Origin of the sequence: Sphingomonas yunnanensis (assembly GCF_019898765.1) — a bacterium.
Lineage (GTDB): Bacteria > Pseudomonadota > Alphaproteobacteria > Sphingomonadales > Sphingomonadaceae > Sphingomonas > Sphingomonas yunnanensis.
This window is the reverse complement of the sequence record NZ_JAIOKB010000001.1, coordinates 1,270,480-1,289,233: the sequence shown is the minus strand read 5'-3', so window position 1 is coordinate 1,289,233 and position 18,754 is coordinate 1,270,480. Positions and strand designations below refer to the sequence as shown.

The following is an 18,754-nucleotide window of genomic DNA, read 5'->3' as shown; positions in this document are numbered from 1 at the left end:
GCCGCAGCGTGGCGCCGTCGCCGCGCAGCGTCACGCGCGCGCCCGGCCCGGCGGGCGCGTCGGCGCGCAGCCACAGGCGGTAGCCGTCGTCGGCGCGCGCCGACGCGGTGCTGGCGAGGAGCAGCGCCAGAGCCGCAAAAGCGTGATTGATCCCTCGCTGACCCACCCTGAACACTCCCCGGAGCCACTTAACAGCCGCGGCGATCCGCGTCTGACTGGCATCGTCATAAAACGTAAGAATAGGATTGCCAGACCAAAAACTAATTACCGACTTGACGATAGAGCCTCAACGACATACCAAGATGATGATAGCGCTAACGGCGCTACTCAGCCTGCCGGCTCGAAGCAGGCGTGATCAAATTGGAGGAGAGGCTTCGTGTCAGTGCGTCGTCGCCACAAGAATCGCGTGCAGCTGCTGGTAGCTGCCGCTGGATTGGCTCTCGTTGCCGCCGAAGCCCAGGCGCAGAACACCGCGCAACCCGGACCTGGTGGCCAACAGCCCTCTCCCGCGACGCAGGTCGACACCGCCGCCAGCCCGAACGCGCAGGTTCCACCTGCCGCCGTGCAGAGCGTCGAGCAGGTCACTGAGAGCGGGCAGCCCGGCGCGGACATCGTCGTCACCGGCATCCGCGCCTCGCTTCAGAGTGCGACCAACGCCAAACGTAACTCGGTCGCGTTCGGTGACTCGATCTTCGCCGAGGACATCGGCAAGCTGCCCGCCACCAACCTCGCCGAGACACTTAATCGCATCCCGGGCGTGCGCCTCAACCGCGATATCAGCGGCGAGGGCACGCAGGTCTCGATCCGCGGACTTGGTCCCAGCTTCTCCAAGGTGCTGCTCAACGGCACGCAGTTCGCGGTAGCATCGGACGGCGGGACCAACGGGTCGGGCGGCGGCAACCGTGAGGTCGACCTGGACTTCTTCCCGTCCGAGCTGTTCACCCGCCTCGACGTCGCCAAGACGCCGACTGCCTCGACGCTGGAGGGCGGCATCGCCGGCACAGTCAATCTGCGCAACGCCCGGCCGTTCGACAAGCCGGGCACGCACATCACCGTGGTCGCGCAGGGTGCCTATACCGACAGTAACGACAAGGTCGGGCCGCGCGGCGCGCTGGTTGCCAGCCACACCTTCGGCGACACGTTCGGCGTACTGCTCGGCGTGGCGGGCGTCCGCCAGAAGACCCGCGTGGACGGCTATGACACGGTCGGCTTCACCGATGCCAACCTCGCCTGCGGCACCGGCTGCAACGTCTCGCCGCCCGAGAGCAACGGTTTCAGCTTCGCCTCGATCACGCCCGCCAACGTCGGGCGCGGACTGGTCGCCGGAACGCCGGTCGATCTCGCGGCGACATCGGGCTTGACGCTGTCCCAGCTCTCCAAGGCGATCATCCCGCGGCTGGGCCGACCGGTGCTGACCGAGGGCACGCGCGAGCGCATCTCGGTGGTCGGCGCGGTCGAATGGCGCCCGTCCGACGCGCTACACTTCGCGCTCGACGGGATCTGGGCGCGATCGAAGCGCGATTACCTGCGCTCGAACATGAACTGGCAGGTGCGCAACTCGGGGCCGGGTACGTCGCCGCAGTCGACCGGCGGCATGGTGCCGTTCGACATCGAGGTCGACTCGAACAACGTCGTCACGTCGGGCGTGTTCGCCAATTCCTCCTTCTTCTCTGAGAACAGCATCTTCAACCAGGACACCAAGTTCTGGAACGTGACGCCGAGCGCGTCGTGGAAGCCGAGCGAGACGGTCAAGGTCGACCTGTCGGCCAACTTCGGCAAGAGCACCTTCTTCCGGGAGCAGCCGACCTTCGCCTTCCAAACGGCGCCGAACTCGGGCGTCGAGGTCGCCTACGACAACACCAACGGCAACCCACAGCCGATCATCGGCGCCAACGTCGACCTCGGAGACCCAAACCTCGGCTGGCAATGGTACCGCGTCAACGTCCAGAACGTGCGTCGCGAGACTGAGACGCGCGGCGCGCACCTCGACATCTATGTCGGCGACGACGCGCTCAACGTGAAGTTCGGTGCGGCCTACGACCAGGCCAAGCGCAGCGTCCGGGCCTACGACAACACCAACCCGTTCCAGCTGTCGGTGTGCGGCAGTCCGTGCACCGGCAACACCGGCAGCGTCCCCACCAGCGCGATCCCGCAATATCTGATGCGCACCGCCGCGACCAACTTCGGCCACCTGTCGCGCGGCTCGTTCGGCGTGACGAGCTTCATCGTCCCCGACCTCGATCGCCTGAAGGAAGTGACCAACTATGCGCAGTTCCGCGACACCGCGCCGGAGACGCGCGGTGCCGTGACGGGCGGGTCCACCGGAGACATCGACGAGAAGGTGTACGGCGGGTACGCCGAGATCAACGGCACGTCCGAGCTGTTCGGCCGCGAGCTGCGCGCGAACGCGGGCTTCCGCTACACCTATACCAAGCAGCACGTCGTCGGCCCCAGCCAGATCGGCACCGCCATCGTCGATATCGTCGCCGACTCGAACTACGAGGAGGTCTTGCCGTCGGCGAACCTCAGCTACGACGTGCTCGACAACCTGAAGCTGCGCTTCGCCGTGTCCAAGTCGCTGACGCGGCCCGACGCGGGCTCGATCCTGCCCGGCGTCACCTTCTCCGACCCGAGCGCGCAGATCGCCACGGCGGGCAACCCCGCGCTCCAGCCCTACACCTCCGACAACATCGACGTCGGAGGCGAGTTCTACACGGGTGGCGCGGGCTACATCGGCGTGGCGCTCTTCCGGAAGAGCATCAACGGATTCACGGCCACGATCCAGCAGGCGACGCCCTTCTCCGAGCTCAACATCCCGGTCGACGCGCTGCAGGCGACGCAGCGCCAGGCGCTGCTCGACCGTGCCGCCGCCTCGGGCGTCGCGGTGTCCGCGGTGCCGATCACGGTCAACCTACCGGTCAATCTCAACAACCTCGTGATCAAGGGAGTCGAGGGCACATGGAACCAGCCCCTCGACTTCGTCGTCAAGGGGCTCGGCTTCCAGGCAAACGGCACGCACATCACGCAGAAGTCCGACAGCGGGCTCGTGGCCGCGGGCGTTCCGCGCTGGCAGTACAACCTCCAGGGCTATTACGAGAACTATGGCCTCTCGCTGAGCCTCAACTACGTCTGGCAGGGCGGGGTGATCGCGGCCAACGCGCCGCAGAACAACCTGCCGCTGGGCCTGCTGGCGGACGCGCGCGGCCAGCTAGACCTGTCGGCGGGCTATCAGCTGCCCTTCATGAACAAGGCAGTGCGGCTCACACTCGACATGCTCAACCTGACCAATGCGCCGATCCGCACGACCTTCGGCTACGACAATGCCGCGTACAGCGTCTACTATCCCGGGCGGCAGGTCCTCTTCGGCCTGCGCGCAAGCTTCTAAGCGGTTGCGGCGCGTCTCGACTCCTTCTCCGAGACTCGCCGTTGCTAGGCCGGCCTCCCACAAGAGGCCGGCCCCTTTGTTGATTTGCGAGACCCACTTAGGGAGCTGCGATGTCCAGCCTGTTCTCCGTCACCCGAATAATCCTGACTGGCGTCGCCTTGCTCGTAGGCACGGTTGCCCAGGCGCAGTCCGCGGGCGCACCGCACCTTGAGCGGCGCGGCAAGGCAACGCAGCTGATCGTCGACGGCAAACCCTTCCTGGTGCTGGGCGGCGAACTCCACAATTCGAGCAGTAACGACCTCGCCTACATGGCGCCGATCTGGCCCAGGCTGAAGGCGATGAACCTCAACACGGTGCTCGCACCCGTCGCGTGGGAGACGATCGAGCCGCAGGAGGGCCGTTTCGACTTCAGCAATGTCGACGGCTTGCTGAAGGGCGCGCGCGCGCAGAACCTTCGGCTGGTCCTCCTCTGGTTCGGAGCCTGGAAGAATACGTATTCGAGCTATGTGCCCGCATGGGTGAAGCGCGATCAGACGCGGTTCGCGCGCGCGCAGACCAGCGACGGACGTGGAACCGAGCGACTGTCGCCGTTCTCGACGACCACTAGGGGCGCGGATGCGCGCGCGTTCGGCGAACTGATGCGGCACCTTCGTGCCGTCGACGCGGCGCAGCACACCGTTTTGATGGTCCAGGTCGAGAATGAGGTGGGCGTCATTCCGGAGTCGCGCGACCATTCGGCGGCCGCCGGTGCAGCGCTGGCCGCACCGGTGCCCGAGCCGCTCTTGCGCTACCTCGCGGCGAACCGGTCCACGTTGCATCCGACGTTGCGCACCGCTTGGGAAACTGCTGGCGCCCGCACTGCGGGATCGTGGCGCGAGGTTTTCGGCGATCAGTCGATGACCGACTCGCTGTTCATGTCATGGGCTTACGCGACCTTCATTGAAGGCGTCGCTTCGGCGGGGAAGGCGCAGTACCAGCTTCCCATGTTCACCAACGCGGCACTGATCCGGCCCAATTACGAGCCAGGCCAGTACAATTCTGGCGGTCCGCTGCCCTTTGCCATTGATGTCTATAAGGCGGGCGCACCATCGCTCGACTTCCTGGCACCTGACATCTACTTCGAGGATTACGCCAGCTGGGCGTCGCAATACACGCGACCCGATAACCCCCTGTTCGTGCCGGAAGCTCGCGGCGGTCCGGTCGGGGCGGCGAACGCGCTCTATAGCTTCGGTACGTTGGGCGCCGTCGGCTTCTCGCCATTCGGGATCGATGGGGAGGGCGTCGTGTTGCAGGGAGACGCGAGTATCGGGCTCAGTGCGGCGGGCGAGGGCGACCCCGCGATGACGGCGCTCTACGGCCAGCTTGCTCCTCTCGCGCCCACGATCCTGCAGAAGCAGGTGGAAGGTGGGCTCACGACCGTGCTGATGGAAGGCGGAGCGCAGCGCGCGGGACGCGGCCGCATCGGCGACTACATCGTCAACATGACTCGCGCCGGCGGGGCAAAGGGCGACGTCGATCAGACCAGTCGGGTGGCAGCGATGTTCCTGCAGACCGCCCCGGACGAGTTCCTGGTCGTGGGCAGCGGCGATGTGCAGCTCAGTTTCACCACGGATCGCCCCGGCCTTCCGATCGTCGGCGTCGACAGCATCGACGAGCAGCTCTTCCAAGACGGCCAGTTCGTCACCGGTCGGCGGCTGAATGGTGATGAGACGGGCCAAGGACAGTCTCTGCGATTGTTCTCAAAGGATGCTGGCGACAGGAAGGTTTATCGTCTTCGGCTCTACCGCTATCGCTGAGGCGGCCGCCATCCTGCATCGATGTGGGCGGCGAGTGGCCCGCCTACGTGCTGCGAGGTCTCGAAGCCGACGCGCGCGCGCTTGTTGCAGCTACGATGCAAGGGCTTGATCGTGGGAGCTTTCCGCGTCGTTCGTAGATGATCGGGCGCGACCAATCAAGTGCGCTCCCCTGATCCGCTCGCTGCGGGCGGATCCCTCGGATGCTGAAAGTGCGTGGGCTCCGCGAGCGATCCCATCCTATGCCGGCATGGTCATTCTGCCGGCTCGGCCACTCCCGCGCGCCGCGCGAAAACGTGACGACGTTCGTCCATCTTCAGTCTCGCTCGCTCGCGGGCATCGTGCTCTGTCGCGCGGTAGAGACTTTCCGTGACGCGTGTCAGGTGAGCCTGCATTGCCTCACGAGCTCCATCCGGATCGTGAGCCCGTAGCGCGGCGAGGATGCGCCGATGGTCGTCCACCGGCGGCTGGATTCCAATCTGCCTCGCGAGCGAAAAGAGATAGACGCACAACGGCGAGCTATACCTCTTGTCCCAAAGCGATTGTACTACACTGACGATGGCCTCGTTGTGCGTCGATCGAGCTAAGGTCAGATGGAAATCGCGATCTGCTCGCTCGCGTATCGTGGGGTCTAATCCATCGTCTGCCATCTGCGACAACAGGCCCTCCAGTTCAGTCAGCTCGGCCTCGCTGATCGTACCGGCGGCCAAGGCCGCAGTCTCACCTTCGAATAGGCGTCGTGCCTCAGTTACCTCGAAGGGGCCCACATTGTCCGTCAGGTCGGGAGTCGTCGTCTCCGGCTCCGCTGCGATGACGTAGACGCCTGTGCTGTGACGCATCTCAACCACGCCGCGCAACTCGAGAACGATGATAGCTTCACGGACCGTCGGTCGGCTAACGCCGAGGAGATCCGCGAGCTCGCGCTCAGAGGGCAGCCGACTGTTCACCGGGTAGTGACCCAAGCGGATCGACTGCTGCAGGCGACGTGCGACTTGCATGTATAGTCGCTCGGGAACAATCTTCGATCCTTCCGCTGTCAAAGTCTCTTTGTCCCATTCGCTACGGAGTGGCGTGCTCCGGATGTCAGCTTCACGCGCGCTGTTATCCGCCATTTGCCTGCCTTACCACGTCGTCCGACAATCTCTAAGCCGCTTTGAGTTGCAGGCATGCCGCTTTGCTCCCGTTTGCCGCGTGAGAGTCGCTTGCGCAGTGGATGCGAACGCGTCCGAACGGCGGGCCTCTGCAAAACGCAAGCCGGACTTGCAGCGCTACAAGCGGGCGGTACCTTGCCGGCCGGTGAGAACGAGTGTCCTAGGAGAGTAGCGGATGCGGCTAGGTAGTTGGCGATCGGGCGGGCTGCTGCTTGCGGCTTTGCTTCTCCCGGCGGCCGGTGACGCACCAACGGCGGCCGAGCAGGACCATCAGGGCATGATGCGACAACTGGGCATCGTGCAATTGCGACCGGGCCCCAGCGGCGACCCGGAGGCGGCGAACGCGGCCAACTACGATCCTCTTAAGGCGAACCCCTATCCGGTCTGGCCAGATCTCATGACGATGGCGGATGGGCGCCCGGTGACCAGCGCGGCCATGTGGAAGCGTGAGCGCCGCCCTGAGCTGGTGGAACTGTTCGAGCGTGAGGTCTACGGTCGCGTTCCCGCCGCTGCGCCAACGGTCACTTGGCGCGTCGACAGCACCGATCGTGAGTTCATCGGAGGCCGGCCAGCGCTCGCGCAACAGCTGGTCGGCCACCTCGACAACCGAGGGGCGCCGCAGATCGCCGTTAATTTGAGGGTCACGCTCGTCCTGCCAGCCAACGCAAAAGGGCGTGTACCCTTGCTCATCATGTTCGCGCCGGCTCGTTACCCGGCGCCCTCGCAGCCCGACGCGCGCGACGCCGCTCGCCTGGACGGGGCGATGAAGGCGCTGCTGCTCCAGCGGGATCCATCGCTCGGCGCGATCTTTGCCGCGCATCCTGGGCTGGCGTTCGTGGAGCCTGGCAACTTCCCGCCGATGCCACCCCGCGACGATCGGGTGGCCAAGCTCATAGCGGATGGTTGGAGTGTCGCTCTGCTCGACACCGCAAGCATCCAGGCCGACGATGGCGCCGGCTTGCGCGAAGGCGTGATCGGCCTTGCTAATCAGGGGCGCGCTCGGACGCCGGAGCAATGGGGCGCGTTGCGGGCTTGGGGCTGGGGCGCAAGTCGGCTCCTCGATTACCTGACCATACGGCCGGAGATCGACGCGGCGCACGTCGGCGTCGAGGGCGTGTCGCGGTGGGGTAAAGCAGCGCTGGTCGCAGCGGCCTTCGATGAGCGGTTCGAGATGGTCCTGATCGGCTCCTCAGGCGAGGGTGGCGTGAAGCCACATCGCCGCAACCTGGGCGAGCAGGTCGAGAACCTCACCGGGGCCGGCAGCTACCACTGGATGGCTGGCAACTTCCTCAAATACGGAACGGAGCAGGGGCAGCTTGGTCGGAAGACGGCGGCGGACATTCCGGTCGACGCACATGAATTGCTCGCGCTCGTCGCCCCGCGCCTCGCGTTCGTGAGCTACGGCATTCCCGCGCAAGGCGACGCAGAGTGGCTCGACCAGCAAGGCAGCTACATGGCGACGATCGCTGCCGGGCGTGCCTGGACCCTGCTTGGCAAGCGGGATCTCGGCCGCGGAAATGACTATAGGGCGGCCGTTATCCCGCCTCCAACCACCGAGCTGATCGATGGCGAACTCGCTTGGCGCCAGCACGAGGGCGGGCATACGGACGCACCGAACATGGAGTCCTTCCTGCGGTGGGCTGACCGAAAGATCGGGCGGCGGTGACTTTTGCGTCCGCAAGCGCCCGAAGCGGATGCCGAGGAGGAGGAGAGCTAATGCGAAGTCACCCGCCAAACTACCTCTAGCTGCCGACTACAAGGCCAAACGGACGCCGTCACGGACGCTCAGTAGCGTCGATCGTACAAATGAACGAGCGACCGGAGTTGGGGATTGGTTGGGGCGCCGGGAATGACCGCTATCGGGTCTCCGCTCGGCATCGAAGCAGAACCAGGAATGGCGCCAGAGCTGCAGTCCGTCGCTGGAGGGCTCGACCTCGGTCTACTGGCTTAGCTACGAGGTCGGCCTCAAGAACCGGTCGGCAATCAGTGCGCGGCGACCCGGTCGGCGCTTGGGCGCGGTCCGACAGGAAAGCCGTGCTCGACCGATCGCAACGCGATACTGAGAGCGAGCATAACAAGTACGGCGACCGCGTACGGAAAGGATGAGACGCCCGCCCACTCGAGCAGGAGGCCGCCGGTGACACTGCCACCAGCGATGGCCAGGTTCCAGGCGACCACGTTCATCGACAGCGCGATCTCTGCTCCCGCTCCTGCGGCATCGGCGAGCGCGGTTTGCAGCAGCGTCGCGGCTCCGCCGAAGCTCAAGCCCCAGATCGCGACGCCGGCAATGACCCATGCTGGCGACTTGGCCGCAACCGCGAAACCGAGCGCGACCAGCGTGAACACCGCCAGGCTAACGATTACGGTATGACGCAGCGCGCGGTCGACGAGCCTGCTGCTCAGCCAGATGCCGCCGAGCGACGCCACCCCAAATACCAGCAGCACAAGATCGACCCGCTCTCCCAGCCCGGCCTGTGCGACGAGGGGAGCGATGTAGGTGTAGATGATGTTGTGGCCCAGCATCCAGGCGAGCACGACGAGCAGGATTGGCCGCACGCCGGGATGAAGTAGAGTTCGGAGCAGCGCGGGCCGCTGACCGCGCGGCTGACCCGGGAAGCTCGGCACCACACAGAGGATCCATATCGCGAGGACTGCCGCAATCGCGGACATGATCGTGAAGGCATGTCGCCAGCCAAAGCTCGATCCTAGCCACGTCCCCAGCGGCACCCCGATCGACAAGGCGATCGGAGTGCCGATCATTGCCACGGCGACGGCTTTGCCCTGCAAGGACGACACGACCATGCGCCTCGCATAGGCCGCGATGAGACTCCACGCGAGGCCTGCCGCGCATCCTGCCAGAAAGCGAGCGACGAGGATGATGGCGATGTTCGATGACAGCGCCGTCACGGAGTTAAAAAGCAGGAAGCCGGCGACGGTAAGGAGCAGCGCTCGCCGTCGCGGCCAGGTCGCGGTCGCGAGTGTCAGCGGGATGGCGGTCATGAGTGAACCGAGGGCGTAGGCCGTGACCGTCTGACCGGCGAGCGCAGGTGACAGGTCGAGGTCGCTCGTCATCTGAGGGAGCAGTCCGGCGGGCAGCGTCTCCGTGGCGATGCAGAGGAAGCCTGTCAGCGCCAACGCGAGCAGCGCAGGTAGTGGAAGCTTCGCGACGCGGCCGTCGCCGTCGGGAAGGGAATGGGACATCGAACCCTCACATATGGACCGTTGGGTCTGTAATTGCGGCCGATGGCGTGCCATTGTCAACGACTTGTAGACCGCCTATTCTAAAAGGGAGGAGATCAGGCTATGCCGCGCACCGGCCGTCCGCGTGAATATGACCGGGATGCGGCGCTGCGCGCCGCGACACATCTGTTCTGGGAGCATGGTTTCGACGCTGTCTCGCTTGAGCAGCTGCTCAAGGCCATGGGTGGCCTATCGAAAGCGAGCTTCTACGCGGCGTTCAAGTCGAAGGAGCAGCTGTACCGGGACGCTGTCGCTTATTACCTCGTCGAGCACGGTCGCGTGTCCGACGATCTCGTCAACCCCGCACTACCACCACGAAAGCGGCTTGAGGTCGCGCTGCGACGAACGGCGGCGATGCAGTGCGATCCGTCGCATCCAAGCGGCTGCCTCATCGGTCTGTCTGCGATGACGGCGGCTACAGGGGGGTTAAACGCGCTGACCGCTGACGAGCGCGCCCGCAACCGGGCGCTGATAGGCCAATGTGTCCGGGAGGCGCTCGCCAGTGGCGAGCTTAAGCCGGGGGTCGAGCCGGACGGTGTCGCCGCGCTGCTTGACGGCTTGCTCCTGGGTATTTCGATCATGGCACGCGATGGCGTGCCAAGAGACACGATCGATGCGGCGATCTCCAGCGGGTTCTCGGACTGGCGATCAGACCTATAGGATTTATCCAGCACGCTCAAAGGTTGGCGAAATCAGGCGCGACGGGCGTCGCGCGTGCATTGGTGAGCGGGCCCACAAGGCTGCGGGCCCGTCTGGTTGCCCTAGCTCGCCTGTGACCAGGCGACCGCGTCGGCACCTGCCGGCAAGTGCGCGCGTCCCCCCTTCTCGGTCACCGCGCGCCAAATTGCATCGGCGACGTCCTCAGATGAGGTGGTCGGCCCCGTGTCCTGCTGCCAGCCAGCCATCACCTGTTCTACCAGCGGCAGATACGGTTCGGGGAAGCCGCCGGGCATGGCGGCGCGGGCATTATCACCAAAGCGCGTCGTCGGCGCACGGCCTGGCAGCACGACGCGAACGCGAACGTTGAACGGCTCGAGCTCCAGCGCGACGCTGTCGGAGAAAGCGTTCACCGCCGCCTTGCTCGCGGCGTAGACCGACAATAGCGGCAGCGCGCGATAGGTCACCGACGAGGTCACGTTGACGATCACGCCGTCGCGCCGTTCTCGCATCTGCGGCAGCACCGCCTGCATCATCGCGATCGTGCCGAGCGTGTTGGTCTCGAAGATCTGACGCGCAACCTCGATCGGCGTGCCTTCCAGCGCGTTGAGGAAGCCGATGCCGGCATTGTTGACGAGAGCGTCGATCGGACCCGCCTCGGCGATCGCACCCGCGATGCTGGCGGCATCCGTCACGTCGAGCGGCAGCACGCGAAGGCGCCCTGACGGGGGCAGCACATCCTCCCGCGGATGCCGCATCGTCGCGATCACGTCCCAGTCGCGCGCCGCGAAGTGGCGGGCGACTTCCAGCCCGAAGCCCGAAGAGCACCCGGTGATCAATATGGTCGGCATCAAAGCTCCTGTCGTTATGCACTGCACCAGATGGCGTTCACGCACGGATCTGCTACGTTTGTGCGTCCGCATCTGTTTGGCGAGCGTCCGAAGTTGACTGATCCTCTCACGCAGGTCGTCGGCCTGCTCCAGCCCGACCTGTCGTTCGCCAAGCTCGTCGAGGCGGCAGGGACGTGGCGGATCCGCAGGGCGGCGGACGGCCGCGCCTTTTTCTTCGCCGCGCTCGAAGGCGCCGTGCGGCTCGACATCTCAGGGCATGCGCCGCTCCTGATCGAGAGCGGCGACTTCGTGCTGATCCCCGCCGCCTATGACTTTACCTCGTCCAGCGTGAGCGACCTGCCCTCGACGGCCCGCGACAGCCTGCCAGTGGAGATCCGGCCTAACGTCTTCCGCCTCGGCGACCAGCTTGATGAGCCCAGCGTTCGCATGTTGGTCGGCTCGTGCGGCTTCGGGTCACCAGATGCCGGGTTGCTCGTTTCGCTCCTCCCCTCATTGATCCACGCGCGCGGCGAGCCGCGCCTCACCACCCTGATACAAATGGCGGTTGAGGAATCGAGGGGCGGGAGGGCAGGGCGTGACGTTGTGCTCGCTCGGCTCATGGAAGTGTTGTTCATCGAGGCGCTCCGCTCCTCCGGTCCGCATCACCCTTCGGGCATCCTGCGTGGACTGAGTGATGAGAAGGTCGCGGGAGCGATCCGTGCGATCCATGAACAACCGAGCGCCACGTGGGACGTGCCCCGGCTAGCCAAGACCGCAGCGATGTCGCGTTCGGCCTTTTTCGAGCGCTTTCGGCACACCGTAGGCATGGCGCCGATGGAATATCTGCTGCACTGGCGGATGGTGCTCGCGAAGCGATCGCTCGAGGAGGGTAAGCTCGCCGTCGCCGAGATCGCCCGGAAGGTCGGCTATAGCTCCGCCAGCACCTTCAGTGTCGCCTTCTCGCGGCATGTCGGTGCAACGCCGACCATGTACGCGCGACGACAGCTGTTCGAGAACGAGCCTGCGGGTGACCCGCAGCGTCATCATGAACCAGCGTCCGCTTTCGGTTAGCGATCTAGGAGCGCGGAACGGCGGCTATTGGGTCTCACTCAGCTGTGGTCCTTTGAAGGCATGCTAAAATCAATGTGCGGATTGTTGGAAGCTGGCTGGCGCGGTCGACCATCCTGAAGGTGGGTGCGAGGCTCGAGAGTTTGAGTTTCGTGCGGAACCTGCATCCAACCTTGCGACGCGGAGATGCCCGGCAAAGATCGCGGGCGTGTCGTTGCCCTATTAGCATTCCACGCTGGCTTTATCGAATGCGATCGATGCCGAGAGCGTCAGCCCTGTCGCGTAGGTATTACAACGCTTGCATGCGCGGTTATGCATGGTTGGTGCACGATATGCAATACTACCTGTTCGGGGGGCACGAATAGCCCTGCGTTGGCATGGCTCGAACCAGCCTTTTAGAGCCTGCCTCGCATGGTGTTGCACGATAATGCCTGATCTATCTTGCGCAAGAGCTTGCTGGCGTTAGATCAGGAGCATGCCAAGCGACCTGCCTTTAGCCCGCCGTGATGCGATCGCAGCCCGCCTTGCCGCCGGTCAGCAGGTGAGCTCGATCGCGCTCGCCACTGAGTTCAACGTATCCGAAGATGCGATCCGGCGGGATCTGCGTGCCTTAGCCGCAGCCGGGTTATGTCGCCGGGTCTACGGAGGTGCTCTCCCGCTTGCCCCCGGAACCACGCCGATGAAGGATCGCGTCCAGAGCGATCTGGCGCAGAAGCGCGCCCTCGCCAAGGCGGCTGCGCCTCTCGTCGCGCCAGGCAGCTTCGTTTTCCTGGATAACGGCAGCACCAGCCTCATCATCGCCGACGAATTGCCCCGTGACTCCGACCTGATCGTCGCCACCAGTTCGATCGAGATAGCCTCAAGGCTCGCGGCGCGGGGTGATGTTCACATCCACATGGTAGGCGGCCAGGTCGATGCGGTGATCGGTGGAGCCATCGACGGCATCGCGCTGGAAGCGGTCGCGCGGCTGAACATCGACACGTGCTTCCTGGGCGTATGCTCCCTGTCCGCTGCGGGCGGGGTGAGTGCGCTCGATCCAGCCGACGCTACGTTCAAGCGAGCGCTAGTATCACGAAGTCGCCGCACCCTCATCCTGGCGACGACCGACAAGATGACAGCCCGTGCGCCGCACCGTGTCGCCGAGTTAAGCGCTGTCGGTAGCATCATCGTCGAGCATGACGCGCCAGCCGAGGCCGTCGAAGACCTCCGCCTGGCTGGCGGCAAGGTTGTGCGAGCCGAGTCACACGCCAGCCCGAGTATCTGACAGACTGGAAGCCTCCGTGACAAAGCAAGCCGCCGGATCGCGCCTCGCGACGCGCATAGCCTTTTTCGTCTCCGGCTTCGGCCTGGCGTGTTGGGCGCCGCTGGTCCCAGTCGCCAAGTCGCGCCTCGGCATCAGCGATGCGTCGCTCGGGCTGCTGCTTCTCTGCCTGGGCCTCGGATCCGTCGTCGCGATGCAACTCGCAGGTCCGCTGACGTCTCGGCTCGGCGCTAAGCCTGCCGTCCTGGCAGGAGGCGTCGGGATGACGGTCGCCCTGCCATTCCTCTCGCTCGCGCCGAGCATCTGGATCATGGGCGCGGTCCTGCTCGTCTTCGGTGCCTCTCTCGGCGTGATCGAGGTCGGCATGAACGTCCATGCCGTGGAGGTTGAGAAGCGAGCCGGCAGGCCGCTGATGTCGGGTTTTCACGGGCTCTTCAGCGTAGGTGGTTTCGTCGGCGCCACGCTCATGACGCTCGCGCTCTCGGCCAGGGTAGGGGCTGTTCTGGGTACTGTTCTGGCCTCGGCTCTGATGCTCGCCGCGTTGCTGTTTGCCGCATCGCGGCTGATCGTCACCCCGAAGGTCGATGACGCGCCGGCGTTCGTCGTGCCTCGAGGCATCGTGGTGCTGCTGGCGCTGCTTACCGCGATCACCTTTCTCACCGAAGGAGCGATACTCGACTGGGGAGCGCTGCTGCTGACCAGCCAAAATCTCGTCGAACCGGCTCAAGCCGGCTTCGGTTACAGCGTCTTCGCCGTCGCCATGACCGCCGGCCGTCTCACCGGCGATGCCGTTGTCTCGCGCCTTGGCGATCGGAAAACGATGCTCGTCGGTGGTGTCCTCGCGATCGTCGGCTACCTTGTCCTACTCACCGCGCCGATCGCGCCGATCGCCCTTCTAGGCTTTCTCCTGATCGGACTAGGAGCCTCCAACACCGTACCTGTGCTGTTCCGACAGGCCGGCGCGCAAAGCGCGATGCCGCCTAGCCTCGCGGTCGCCTCCGTGACGACGATCGGCTACGCCGGCATCCTCGCTGGACCTGCCGGGATCGGCTTCGTGGCAGAGGCGGTCGGCTTGCCTGGAGCGTTCTGGATGTTGGCCGGCCTCGTCTGCCTCGTGCCTCTGAGTGCCGCTGCCGCGACCCGTTCGTCAGATCGTGCAGGCTGACCCATGAGCTTCATCGACATGAACTGATGGCCTGAGTTAGGCTCCGAGCAGTTGGCTCCGGATGGCCGACATTGGGTCTCCCTGATCTGAGCTCATACCAATGCGTTCGAGCGAATTAGCTTTCATGGCGCCGTTGCGGGGACGATAGCGTGTGAGAGCACACGGCAGCCGGCGTTGACATCGATCAAGCCGTGCAACACCACGCCAACGTGATGATGGCATGATGCGCCTGCGACATATTGAGGTATTCCACGCGGTCTACTCGGCCGGGTCGGTCAGCGCGGCGGCTCGCGCGCTCCACGTGTCGCAGCCATCCGTCACTAAGGTGCTGCAACACGCCGAGCAGGTGCTCGGCTTTCCGCTGTTCGAGCGGATCAAGGGCAAGATGGTGCCCACTGCCGACGCGCACGCGCTGTTCGACGATGCAGCCGCGATCCAGGAAGGCGTCCATCTGATGCAGCAGCGCGCGCACAATCTGCGACGCGGCCGCGACACCACGCTGCGACTGTCGACCTTGCCCTCGCTCGGGCTAGGCGCGGTCCCGCGAGCGGTGGCGCGCTTCCTCGAGCGCCATCGCGAGGTGCGCTTCGAGCTCCACACCATCCACACTGCCGATATCGCGCGCAACCTGCTCGAGGCCGAGAGCGATATCGTGATCAGCTATCACCGCCCGCGCGGTGCGGCGTTGCAGAGCCTGCGAGTCGGCCGCGGCGAGATGGTGCTCCTCTACCGCGCCGGAGCGCTGCGCGACCCGCCCGCGCGCGTGCCACTCGACCGGCTCAGCGGCCTGCCCTTCGTCTCGACCGTCGACAGCGGTCCGCAGGGACAGATGCTGCTCGCAGCCCTGGAGCAGCACGACGTGCAGCTCGACGAGGTCGCCGCGGCGCGCACCTTCTTCGTCGCCGCCGCGCTCGTCGAGGCAGGCGTCGGCGTGACCGTGGTAGACAGCTACACTGCGCGCACCGCGGTGGCGCAGGGGCTGGAGAGCCGTCCGCTCGATCCCCCAGTCGCGTTCGACGTCTACGCCCTCTATCCCGAGAACCGACCGCCTGGCGCGTTGGCGGCGACCTTCCTTGACCATCTGGTTGCCAGCCTCGCGACAGACCTAGGCCTATAGCGCGCGGCTATGGCGTGCGACCAGGAAAACATCGGACAATAGTCTTTCCCTTTCGACCCGATCGACGCAAGAACGTGTCACACAGATCGGGAGCGGTGACAGATAAGCTCGTCCGAGCATCTCGCGATGCGGTCGGGCACGCCGTCACCATGCCCGGCCGCGCGCCGCCACGCGGCCGCACCGCCCGCCACCGGGCTTTCCGCAGGGAGAACGACGACGCGCCGCGCAAGCGGCCACGCGAAGGGGTTTGTTGATGTTGTACGTGAATTTGTTCCGCCGCGCGCTCGCGGCGGGCGGCAGCGCGTTCGCGCTGTCCGCCACGCTTGTCGCGCCGGCTCTCGGGCAATCGGCCGTTCCGGCGGCGACCGCCGGCGATGCCGGTATCGATCCGGCCGCCACCTCGGCCACCGCCACGCCCGACCAGGCGAGCGCGCTTGACCAGCGTGATGCCGCCGGGCAGGACGTGGTCGTCACCGGTTCGCGCATCGATCGCGCCGGCTATGACGCGCCCACGCCCACGCTGCGGGTCACCGCGACCGACCTGAGCGTCGGCGGCCGGCCCAACGTCGCGGCAGCGCTCAACGACCTGCCGCAGTTCCGCGCCACCACCTCGGCGCAGACCACCGGCACCAACACCGGCGCGGGCACCGCCCCGGTCGACCTGCGCGGCCTCGGTACCAGCCGCACCTTGGTGCTGCTCGACGGGCGCCGCTTCGCCAGCGACAACGACCTCAACACGATCCCGACAGTGCTGATCAAGAGCGTCGACGTGGTCACCGGCGGCGCCTCGGCTGCCTGGGGCTCCGGCGCGGTCGCGGGCGTGGTCAACGTCAGCATCGACGATCGTTTCAACGGGTTGCGGCTCGGCGCGCAGGCGGGCATCTCCTCGTTCAACGACGCCGCCGAGCGCCGCTTCGAGGGCGCGTTTGGCGCCGCGTTCGCGGGCGGGCGCGGCCACGTGCTGGTCGGCGGCGAGTATCTCGACAATGACGGCGTGGTGCCCAAGGTCAGCCGGCCGCGGATCGGCCGCTGGGCCACCGTGGCCGACGGCGCCGGGCGCTTCGTGCTCGCGCCCGACGTCGGCTTCTCGAACGCCGCCTATGGCGGGCTGATCATGTCGGGCGTGCTCGCCGGCAACGCCTTCAACCCGGACGGCACGCTGCGCCGCTTCGACGGCGGCACCGTGCGCGGCACCAACTCCATCGGCGGCGAGGGGCCGTCCAACGACGACCTCAGCCCGCTGGTGACGCCGCAGCGCCGCTACAATGGCCTGGCGCGCGTCAGCTACGAGCTATCGGACGCGGTAAAGGCCACCGCCGAGGTGCGCCACTCGCGCATGTACAACGACTATATTTGGTTCGGTGATCACAACCGTAGCAGTGCCACCAGCGGGCTGCGGATCGGCAGGGACAACGCCTTCCTCCCGGCGGCGGTGCGCGAGCAGATGGCCGCGGCGGGGCAGACGAGCTTCTTCCTCGGTCGCTTCAACAACGACTTCGCCTACTCGACCATCGACTTCGAGCGGGAGACCACGCAGGCGACGCTGGCCCTGGACGGTACGATCGGCACCCGGCTGCGCTGGAGCGCCTATTACACCCACGGCGCGTTCCAGAACAACATCGACACGCCCGGCTTCATCCTGACGCAGAACTATGCTCAGTCCGTCGACTCGATTGTCAGCCCGACCACGGGCCAGGCGATCTGCCGCGTCGCGCTGACCGACCCGGGCACCGCCTGCGTGCCGATCAACCTGTTTGGCGAGGGCGCGCCGTCCGCCGCGGCGACGGCCTATGTCACAGGCACGCCGATGTCGCGCTCGACCACCAAGCTCGACGTCACCGGCTTCTCGCTGCGCGGCGAGCCGTTCGCGCTGCCCGCGGGGGACGTCTCGTTCGCCGCCGGGTTCGAGGCGCGCAAGGAGCAGATCGACACGCGCGTCGGCGCGCTCGACCTGGCGCGCGCCTTCACCTCGTTCAGCTTCTCGCCGCTGGCGGGCGCGTTCACGGTGAAGGAGGCGTTCGGCGAGCTGCTGGTGCCGCTGATCCACAACACGCCGCTGCTGCGCCGGCTCGAGCTCAACGGCGCGGTGCGCGTCAGCGACTATAGCACCACCGGCTCGATCTGGTCGTACAAGCTGGGCGGCACCAACGAGTTCTTCCCCGGGCTGCGCGGACGCGCGACCTACTCGCGCGACATCCGCTCGGCCAGCCTCTCCGAGCTCTTCACCCAGTCGACGATCGGCTACAACAACCTGACCGACCCGCAGACCGGGCAGAGCGTCTACGTCCAGAACGTCGGCGGCGGGAACGTCGCGCTGCGCCCGGAGGTGGCGAATACCTTCACCGGCGGCGTGACCTGGTCGCCCGCGTCGGTCGCCGGGCTCAACCTGACGGTCGACTATTACGACATCAGCATCGACGACGTGATCACCACGATCGCGCCGCAGGACCTGGTGACGCGCTGCTTCGCCGGCAACCTCGACCTGTGCTCGCGTATCGACCGCGACGCCGCGGGCACGTTGGTCCGTACCCGCTCCACCTTCGTCAACCTGTCGCAGTACCAGACCAATGGGATCGACGCCGAGCTGTCGTACCTGCTGCCGCTCAGCCGGCTAGGGGTCGACAGCGGCGGGCGGCTGCGCTTCCGCCTGCTCGGCACCTGGGTGGACGGGCTCAGCACCGACGACGGTGTCAGCCAGATCGAGTATGTCCGCTCGCAGGGCTATTCGTTCGGGCTGGGCGTGCCGAAATGGCGGGTCAACGGCGCGATCGGCTATGACGACAAGACCTATTCGGCCGAGCTGCGCGCGCGCTACATCTCGCCGGGCGAGTATAATCTGACGCAGGACATTACCAACGGCCATATCGGCGCCTACACCTATGTCGACCTGCAGCTCGCCGCGCGCATACCGGTGACGAGCGGGCCGTCGCTCGAGGTCTACGCCAATGCGAGCAACCTGTTCGACAAGGCACCACCGGTGGGCTCGCTCTACTCGCCTTACTATGACGTGATCGGCCGCTACGTCACGGTCGGCGCTCGCGTCCGCTTCTGATCCCCTAACCGTCGCCGTGCTCGGCGGCGACGGTC

At 66.0% G+C, this 18,754-nt stretch carries 12 protein-coding genes; 9 read left to right on the top strand and 3 right to left on the bottom strand.

Features of this window, described 5'->3' with window-relative positions; genetic code table 11:
- Positions 1-376 precede the first annotated feature (376 nt).
- Positions 377-3,385 (top strand): TonB-dependent receptor, encoded by a 3,009-nt coding sequence (locus tag K7957_RS06215; RefSeq protein WP_425517158.1) that lies wholly within the window; start codon positions 377-379, stop codon positions 3,383-3,385.
- Between the two features lie 110 nt (positions 3,386-3,495).
- Complete coding sequence (locus K7957_RS06210; protein ID WP_223011032.1) at positions 3,496-5,181, top strand: GH35 family beta-galactosidase; 1,686 nt, start codon at positions 3,496-3,498, stop codon at positions 5,179-5,181.
- A 251-nt stretch (positions 5,182-5,432) separates the two neighbouring features.
- Here the strand turns inward: K7957_RS06210 and K7957_RS06205 are convergent, their stop codons facing one another.
- Complete coding sequence (locus K7957_RS06205) at positions 5,433-6,290, bottom strand: FadR/GntR family transcriptional regulator (protein ID WP_223011031.1); 858 nt, start codon at positions 6,288-6,290, stop codon at positions 5,433-5,435.
- A gap of 214 nt (positions 6,291-6,504) precedes the next feature.
- Here K7957_RS06205 and K7957_RS06200 point away from each other — a divergent pair, with 214 nt between their 5' ends.
- Positions 6,505-7,995, top strand: a complete 1,491-nt coding sequence (locus K7957_RS06200; RefSeq protein ID WP_223011030.1) for a glucuronyl esterase domain-containing protein — start codon at positions 6,505-6,507, stop codon at positions 7,993-7,995.
- Positions 7,996-8,312: 317 nt separating this feature from the next.
- Here K7957_RS06200 and K7957_RS06195 read toward each other — a convergent pair whose 3' ends face one another.
- Positions 8,313-9,530 (bottom strand): MFS transporter, encoded by a 1,218-nt coding sequence (locus K7957_RS06195; protein ID WP_223011029.1) that lies wholly within the window; start codon positions 9,528-9,530, stop codon positions 8,313-8,315.
- Positions 9,531-9,632: 102 nt separating this feature from the next.
- Here K7957_RS06195 and K7957_RS06190 point away from each other — a divergent pair, with 102 nt between their 5' ends.
- On the top strand, positions 9,633-10,229 hold the full coding sequence (locus tag K7957_RS06190) for a TetR/AcrR family transcriptional regulator (RefSeq protein WP_223011028.1): 597 nt from the start codon (positions 9,633-9,635) through the stop codon (positions 10,227-10,229).
- A gap of 101 nt (positions 10,230-10,330) precedes the next feature.
- Here K7957_RS06190 and K7957_RS06185 read toward each other — a convergent pair whose 3' ends face one another.
- Entirely contained in the window at positions 10,331-11,077 is a 747-nt protein-coding gene (locus K7957_RS06185; protein ID WP_223011027.1) for an SDR family oxidoreductase, read from the bottom strand.
- A gap of 30 nt (positions 11,078-11,107) precedes the next feature.
- Between K7957_RS06185 and K7957_RS06180 the strand changes: the two genes are divergently transcribed.
- The 5 genes from K7957_RS06180 to K7957_RS06160 all read left to right on the top strand — a co-directional run bounded on the left by K7957_RS06180 (position 11,108) and on the right by K7957_RS06160 (position 18,719).
- Positions 11,108-12,127 (top strand): AraC family transcriptional regulator, encoded by a 1,020-nt coding sequence (locus tag K7957_RS06180; RefSeq protein ID WP_246616663.1) that lies wholly within the window; start codon positions 11,108-11,110, stop codon positions 12,125-12,127.
- Positions 12,128-12,599: 472 nt separating this feature from the next.
- Positions 12,600-13,388 carry a DeoR/GlpR family DNA-binding transcription regulator gene (locus K7957_RS06175; RefSeq protein ID WP_223011026.1) on the top strand — a complete coding sequence of 263 codons (789 nt, stop codon included), beginning with the start codon at positions 12,600-12,602 and terminating at the stop codon, positions 13,386-13,388.
- A gap of 16 nt (positions 13,389-13,404) precedes the next feature.
- The gene (locus tag K7957_RS06170) at positions 13,405-14,550 is read left to right on the top strand and encodes an MFS transporter (protein WP_343228316.1); all 1,146 of its coding nucleotides are present in this window, start codon (positions 13,405-13,407) and stop codon (positions 14,548-14,550) included.
- Between the two features lie 223 nt (positions 14,551-14,773).
- Positions 14,774-15,667, top strand: a complete 894-nt coding sequence (locus K7957_RS06165) for a LysR family transcriptional regulator (protein WP_223011024.1) — start codon at positions 14,774-14,776, stop codon at positions 15,665-15,667.
- Positions 15,668-15,920: 253 nt separating this feature from the next.
- Complete coding sequence (locus K7957_RS06160; protein WP_223011023.1) at positions 15,921-18,719, top strand: TonB-dependent receptor domain-containing protein; 2,799 nt, start codon at positions 15,921-15,923, stop codon at positions 18,717-18,719.
- Positions 18,720-18,754 lie beyond the last annotated feature (35 nt).